This window comes from Achromobacter sp. (assembly GCF_057314935.1).
This window is the reverse complement of the sequence record NZ_DBHKZA010000188.1, coordinates 1-2,005: the sequence shown is the minus strand read 5'-3', so window position 1 is coordinate 2,005 and position 2,005 is coordinate 1. Positions and strand designations below refer to the sequence as shown.

General features: G+C 66.6%; 2 protein-coding genes and 1 pseudogene. 2 read left to right on the top strand and 1 reads right to left on the bottom strand.

The window, feature by feature from the left end:
* Positions 1 to 314, top strand: a pseudogene (locus ACO6D5_RS29985) (LTA synthase family protein); the annotation flags it as partial.
* Here ACO6D5_RS29985 and ACO6D5_RS29980 read toward each other — a convergent pair.
* A complete protein-coding gene (locus ACO6D5_RS29980; RefSeq protein WP_485827420.1) occupies positions 283 to 903 on the bottom strand; it encodes a DNA-3-methyladenine glycosylase I in 621 nt (206 codons plus the stop codon). The pseudogene ACO6D5_RS29985 and the gene ACO6D5_RS29980 overlap by 32 nt on opposite strands.
* 139 nt (positions 904 to 1,042) lie before the next feature.
* Here ACO6D5_RS29980 and ACO6D5_RS29975 point away from each other — a divergent pair, with 139 nt between their 5' ends.
* Positions 1,043 to 1,504: a YkgJ family cysteine cluster protein gene (locus ACO6D5_RS29975; protein WP_315844780.1), complete on the top strand. Its 462-nt coding sequence runs from the start codon at positions 1,043 to 1,045 to the stop codon at positions 1,502 to 1,504.
* Positions 1,505 to 2,005 lie beyond the last annotated feature (501 nt).

The following is a 2,005-nucleotide window of genomic DNA, read 5'->3' as shown; positions in this document are numbered from 1 at the left end:
CGATGATCGGCCACGACCTGACGCGCAGCACGCCGGGGCGGGCCATCATGCAGTATGACAGCACCTACGGCTATCTGAAGGAAAACGATCTGCTGGTGTTGGCGCCCAACAAGACGCCCGTGCAGTACCGCTATACCGCACCGGAAGACTACGCGCCGGTGGCGCTGGACCCGGCGCTGGCGACAGAGGCGCTGGCGCACGCGCTGTGGCCCAGTTGGGCCTACCGCGAAGGCCGCTACAGCCTGCCGGGCCACGTGCCCGAGCAAGCCGCCGCGCCCGCCGCTACGCCGGCCGCCGGACCGCCGGCCGCCTGAATTCCTTGCGCGCTTTTTCGCTGAGCGCGTGGCAATGGCACCCGGGGCTGTGATCGTTCACCATGCCCACCGACTGCATGAACGCGTAGACGGTGGTGGGCCCCACGAACTTCCAGCCCAGCTTCTTCAGCGCCTTGGACAAGGCCACGGATTGCTCGGAGGTTGAGGCGCCCAAGGTGGAGGGCGCGCCGGCCGGCGCTTCGAAGCGCCAGAAGAACGCCGCAAGCGAGCCCTCCTTTTCGATCATTTCCAACGCGCGGGCCGCGTTGTTGATCACCGCTTCGATCTTGCCGCGATGCCGCACGATGCCGGCGTCGGCCAGCAAGGCGGCTACCTGCTTTTCACCGAAGCGCGCCATCTTGGCCGGATCGAAATCCGCGAAGCCGCGCCGGAACGCCTGGCGCTTGTTCAGGATGGTGCGCCAACTGAGGCCCGACTGGAAACCTTCAAGGCAAAGCTGTTCGAACAAGGCGCGGTCGTCGCCTTGCGGGCGGCCCCATTCGTTGTCGTGATAGGCCATGTATTCAGCGGACGTATCCACCCAGCCGCATCGGGCCAGGCCGTCGGGAAAATCGGTTTTAGCGTTCAAGGCAGCGCTCCAGGCGGCAATCAGGCCACCGATGCTACCGCAGCAACGTCCCCAAAAAAAGTCGTAGCAGCCGCAGTCCGAATCCCGCTACTATTTGCGCCCCAGATCCCGCGCCACCCGTGCCCGCGCGCATTCCCCCATGTCCCTGCTAGAGACCGCTGTCCTGACGTTCGTTTCACCCGCCGTGCTGGCCGGTGACAACCCGGACGCGAACCCCTGCCTGGATTGCGGCGCCTGTTGCTCCCATTTCAGGGTGTCGTTCTATTGCGGCGAACTGGCAGGCGAAAACGGCGGCCACGTCCCCGTGGAACTGGTCACCCAGATGAGCCCGTTGCGCGCCTGCATGAAGGGCACCGAGATGGGCGGCGGCCGCTGCATCTCGTTGCGCGGCGAACTCGGCCAGCCGGGCATCCACTGCGCCATCTACGAAAACCGCCCCACGCCGTGCCGCGAATTCGACATCTGGATGCCGGACGGCTCGCCCAACCCCGATTGCCAACGTTTGCGCATGGGCCTGGGCTTGCCGCCGGTGCCGCCGCGTCCGGATGCGGAAAACGACCCGCAAGGCCCGCTGCTGCCGGACCAGCCCGCCGCGGCTTGATCCGGCGCGTCCGCGACGACGGCCGCCTCCGCAACCGCCTGCCGCTTGCGCACGCGCACCAGGTCAGGATCCTTGCCCAGGAAGGCCAGGACGTCGCGCATGACGCGGTCACGCTCGTGGTCCACGCAAATCATGTGGTAGCTGTCTTGCAGCATCACCACCGTCGCCCCAGGAATGCGAGCCCCCAGGAACCGGGCAGACCGCGGACTGGTCAGCTCGTCTTCTTCCGCATGCATGATCAGGGTCGGGCAATCCAGATGCTCAAGCCCTTGCTGGACCATGCCGCGCAGGCGGTCCACCTGCCGTACGCAGGCCAACGGCACCCACTGGTAATGAAAGCCGTCGCCGCGCGCGAAGCCCGCCTTGATGAACGCGCGCACCAGCTCGCTTTTCACGCCGTAGGGGTCTTCTTCCTGCACCCGGATACGGCGCGGCACACCCGGCAGGTGGTACAGCAGATACCGCAGGCCGCGATACCAGGGCGTGCTCCAGCCATCCAGG